The sequence below is a fragment of the Methanoregula sp. genome (genome assembly GCF_002835825.1).
In the GTDB taxonomy this organism is placed as follows: domain Archaea; phylum Halobacteriota; class Methanomicrobia; order Methanomicrobiales; family Methanospirillaceae; genus Methanoregula.
In genome coordinates, this window is record NZ_PIZH01000177.1 from 1 (window position 1) to 4,664 (window position 4,664).

Annotated in this window: 5 protein-coding genes; 1 reads left to right on the forward strand and 4 read right to left on the reverse strand. The window is 52.1% G+C overall.

Annotated elements, in window-relative coordinates:
* From CW742_RS07530 to CW742_RS07545, 4 genes are all read right to left on the reverse strand, one after another.
* The coding region (locus CW742_RS07530) for an adenylosuccinate synthetase (RefSeq protein WP_292418627.1) at positions 1–433 on the reverse strand (433 nt) is incomplete at its 3' end.
* 110 nt (positions 434–543) lie between these two features.
* Positions 544–1,704 (reverse strand): aminotransferase class I/II-fold pyridoxal phosphate-dependent enzyme, encoded by a 1,161-nt coding sequence (locus tag CW742_RS07535; protein WP_292418629.1) that lies wholly within the window; start codon positions 1,702–1,704, stop codon positions 544–546.
* A gap of 9 nt (positions 1,705–1,713) precedes the next feature.
* Complete coding sequence (locus tag CW742_RS07540; protein WP_292418632.1) at positions 1,714–2,208, reverse strand: Lrp/AsnC family transcriptional regulator; 495 nt, start codon at positions 2,206–2,208, stop codon at positions 1,714–1,716.
* A gap of 3 nt (positions 2,209–2,211) precedes the next feature.
* Positions 2,212–3,507, reverse strand: coding sequence for an ORC1-type DNA replication protein (locus CW742_RS07545; protein WP_292418635.1), 1,296 nt, complete (start codon positions 3,505–3,507; stop codon positions 2,212–2,214).
* Positions 3,508–4,447: 940 nt separating this feature from the next.
* Here CW742_RS07545 and CW742_RS07550 point away from each other — a divergent pair.
* A partial coding sequence (locus CW742_RS07550; protein ID WP_292418637.1) for a molybdopterin-binding protein occupies positions 4,448–4,664 on the forward strand: 217 nt, incomplete at its 3' end.

Consider the following 4,664-nt stretch of genomic DNA (forward strand, 5'->3'; position numbering starts at 1 on the left):
CCTTTGCCTGCGGGGAGGTACGCATGCACCGGTCGGAATTTGCCGGCCCCAAGCCGGAGCCTGTGCTGCCAATCTTCTTTGAAAGGTGGGCACTCCCCTTGTCGCGGGCAATGTGGTCTTCTGTTATAATGCCGCAACGCTTGTCGACAAATACGCGACCCCTGACACCCAGTGTCTCGACTTCGTGTTTCAGGACCCGGGGGTCAACGAGAACCCCACTGCCGATGCACAGCTTCGCATCCTTATAGACAAAACCGGATGGAACCATACGGACGCCATATTCCTTGGTTCCAACCTGGACAGTGTGCCCGGCATTCGGGCCTACACCGCCGCGGGAGATGATTGTGGGTTTGTCCTTGTGGGCAATGTGGGCAACAACCTTGCCCTTTCCCTCATCCCCGAAAAATCCACCAACGATGATTGAACAGCTCATTTTTGTTTCATGTAGTATTGTGCGAGTTTCCCAATAAACTATTCCCTGAAACAGGGAGGCGATAATTGCGTGTCTTTTTGAAAAAGGAGTGTGGTGAGCCCGGATTTCCGTTATTTCAGGCTCTGGAGGAACCGGTCCATCCGCTCAACCGCCACGCCAAGGTCCTTCCTCGAAACAGCATAGGCACACCGCAGGTGTCCCTCGCCACCGGGACCAAAAACACTGCCGGGGACCACAGCAACCTTCTGTTCCTTTAACAGGCGCTCGGCAAATTCCGTGTCCGAAAGCCCCGTTTTTTCGACAGAGGGAAACGCATAGAACGCGCCTTCCGGCATATGGCAGGGAAGGCCGATGCGGTTGAGTCCGGCCACGAACAGGTTGCGGCGGAGGCGGTACTCGTTCACCATGCTGTTCTTATCTTCCTCGGCCGAACGGAGCGCTTCGAGAGCCCCCACCTGCCCCATGACGGGGGCGCAGAGCATGACGTACTGGTGGATCTTCAGTGCCGCATCGCAGAGTTCTTTTGGCGCGCAGAGATACCCGATCCGCCACCCGGTCATGGCATATGCCTTGGAGAACCCGTTTAAGGTGATCGTCCGTTCCCAGAGGTCGCCCACCGTTGCCGCAACGCAGTGACTCCCCTCATAGGTCAGCTCTGAATAGACCTCGTCACTGATGAGCACGAGATCGTGATCAATGATGATATCCGCGACTGCGGCGAGATCGCTCTTCGTCATGACCCCCCCCGTCGGATTGTTCGGGAAGTTCATGATCAGCGCCTTTGTCTTCGGGGTTATCTGTTCCGCAAGAGCGTCCGGGTTGATCTTGAAGTGATCCTTCTCAGTACAACGGAGCGGGATCGGCTTCCCCCCGGCAAGGGTGATACAGGGGCCGTACGAGACATAGCTGGGTTGGGCAACAATAATTTCATCGCCGGGGTCTGTGATCGACCTGACAGCAATATCGAGTGCCTCTGACACCCCGGTGGTGATGACCATCTCGTTATTGCTGTCATACTGTACGCCATAGTGCTGGGCGAGATAGCGCGAGAGGGTGTCCCTCAGTGCCTGGAGCCCGCGGTTGGAGGTATAGGATGTCCCGCCCTGTTCAATCGAGTATATGCTTGATTCGCAGATGTTCCAGGGAGTGTTGAAATCCGGTTCTCCTACCCCGAGAGAGACCACATCGTCCATGGTCAGGACAAGATCGAAAAACTTCCTGATTCCCGAGGGTGGGATCTCCTGGGCCCGTTGTGAGACAAAATTCCGCATCCTTGCACCTCACGGGCTGTAGGGAAGGCGTTCCGTCTCGGGTTGTTCGAAGAAGGTATTGCCGTTCTCCTTATACGACTTCATGATGATGTGCGTGGCCGTTTCGCGGATCCGGTCCATGGGGGCCACATGCTCGGAGACAAACCGGGACACTTCCTGCATATTCTTCCCGGAAACAATGAGCTGGAGATCATATGTACCGGTGATGAGGCGCAGGCTCCTGACCTGGCGGAACCGTGACAGGCGTTCGGCAATGCGGTCGTACCCGAAATCCCGCTCAGGGCTCACTTTCAATTCGATGATGGCAGAGACCTCCCCGTTTCCGGCTTTCTCCCAGTTGACTACCGTTGAGTAGCGTTTGATGACCTTTCCGGCTTCAAGGGCCCCGATACGGCGTGCAACCTCAGCTGCTGCGAGGCTGGTCATGGTCGCTATTTCTTCTGTCGACAGCCGGCTGTTCTCCTCCAGGATGCGGAGGAGCTCGAGATCCTTTTCATCCGTCATAGTTCACCTGAACCAAGTCTTGAGCCACTTGGCTTCCATCTGGGAGACATCGAGATCCTTGAGACCGTTGAGGCGGGTGTCCTTTAAGACGACCTCGCGGATCTTGCCCGTATTGGCATCAAACCACATCTCCTTGGTCCTGCCATACCGCCCGCGGCTGACGACCCGGGTGTTGATGACGCCGAGCATGTTCAGCTCAGAGATCAGGTCGGTGATCCGCCGGTGGGTGAGCACGTCGAGCTCAATGGACGGGGCGATGTCCTGGTATATACGTGAGACTTCACCGCTCGTAAAGATATTCTGTCCCAGTTGTTCCAGGATGAGCATGGAATACAGGATCAGCTTGCTCTGTGTCGGCAGCGTTGCGATGCATTCGATCATACTGTCCGTCTCGATCTTTGCCTGCGCCTGCTTGACGTGCCCTTCCGTCACCTGTGTGGATACCTCGTCCCGGTCGGCAAGTTCCCCGGAGATCCGGAAAAGGTCGAGGGCCCGCCGTGCATCGCCGTGTTCCTGTGCGGCAAGTGCAGCACAGAGCGGGATGACACCTTCTGCGATCGCACCGGCAACGAAGGCCTGTTCAGCGCGCTGGGCAAGGATATCCACCAGCTGGGGTGCGTTATACGGAGGGAAAACGATCTCTTCTTCTGAGAGCGAGGAGAGAACACGGGGATCCAGGAAATCCTTGAAGCTCAAGTCGTTGGAGATCCCAATGATACTAACCTTGGAATTTTTCAGATCCGCATTAATCCGGGTAAGGTTGTACAGTGTGTCATCGCCGCTCTTTTTCACCAGCTTGTCAATCTCATCGAGGACTATTACGAGAACGCCCCCACCGGCTTCCAGCTGGTTCTTGAGTTCTGCATACACCTGGTCGGTCGGCCACCCGGTCATCGGGATATGAGTCCGGGTCTTATCGCTTGACTGCTCATCGACAACGTCAAGGCATTTTGCGATCTGAGCCAGCACCCGGTACTGGGTATCGATAACCTCGCAGTTTAAGTGGACAATGCGGCAAAGGGTCCCCATCTTACTGCTGGCTTTCTCGAGTTCCGTGCCTACATAACGGACACAGGCCGTTTTGCCGGTCCCCGTCTTTCCATAGATGAGGATGTTTGAGGGGGTCTCGTTCCGGAGGGAGGGGGCAAGAATTGAGGCTACCTCATCTATCTGCGGTTTCCTGTGCGGGAGGATCTGGGGCCGGTAAGAGTGCCGCAGCACTTCCCGATCCCTGAATATCCGGTTATTGGTAAGATATTTTTTGAATAATCCTGTTGAGGGGTCTTCTGGTTCCGGCATGGTTACACTGAGGAGCTGAGAGTTAGTGGGTTGAGAGTAAATAACGATCGGTTTGTCTGACTATTCATTACCCCTCTATTTCCCATGGAAATCGCATAATAATTTGTTCTTTTTTGAAAACAGGAGAAATATGCGTATATTGTTTTGACCTCGTTTTCCATTTTAAGCCCGGTTTATCTTCATTATGCATTCTGGCTTCCTCTTCGATATTGCCCAGCAATGTAGAACAAAGTTTAATAAGGATCCGGGGGAGACCCCTTTATTTCCAGTGGAATGGAAATAATATCAACAGGTGTCTTATTGATATTTTCAAAATAACAGCCATTTCTAAATTTATCTTTAATACTATATAAATTAAGTGAAATGATGTTGGCAGGGTCGCAACCCAAAACACTGTTTCAGCTAATGAGATGGAAACAAGCCGGACCCGGCTGAGGTGTTTCCAGAAGAAACCAAGGGGTGTCCACCACGAAAAATTCCCTGTGAAAATAGTTAGAAACCCCCCTTTTTAGAAACTCCTTCGACGTAAAGGTTCTGAAAAACAGGGGTTTTATTGCAATCCTCCTGTGCATAAAAGGTCAAGAGAACTGCAAATGACTCTCCGTATCGGAAAAATCATCAGATAGATGGGTGTTCAGAATTGCAGGGCTTTTCGAGAATCTCTGAAATGATTGGCATTCCTAGTTACTGGCCTGGAAAACGATCAAAAAGCAGGAGAAGTGTATGAGAGAGCAGGAAATAATCTCCTTAATAACGGAGAGTATCTGAACATTCTCAAGAGAGTAGAAAAACCCCGGAAAATGTTAACGCCCCCTATCGGAGAAGATCGATAAGGAGGGAGATGTCTGTTATCATGTTTCGAAAGGTACAATAACCGGTGGCCAGTCTTCTGAATTATTACAGAATTCTCTTAATCCGGGACAGATAACATCACTGTATTATGAGCCATGCCCATGTCCGGCCCTTTGAAATCTCTGCTGCCATTATTACTGTCTCGACTACAAGAACCAGGGAAAATGATACCAGTGGAAAAGCAATCGAACAGATCCTCAGGGAGAACAAAATTCCCGTTACGTATTATACCATTGTTTCAGATCAGGTAGAGAAGATCCGGGATGCCTGGTTCAAGGCAATGAAACAGGCAAACTGTATCATCA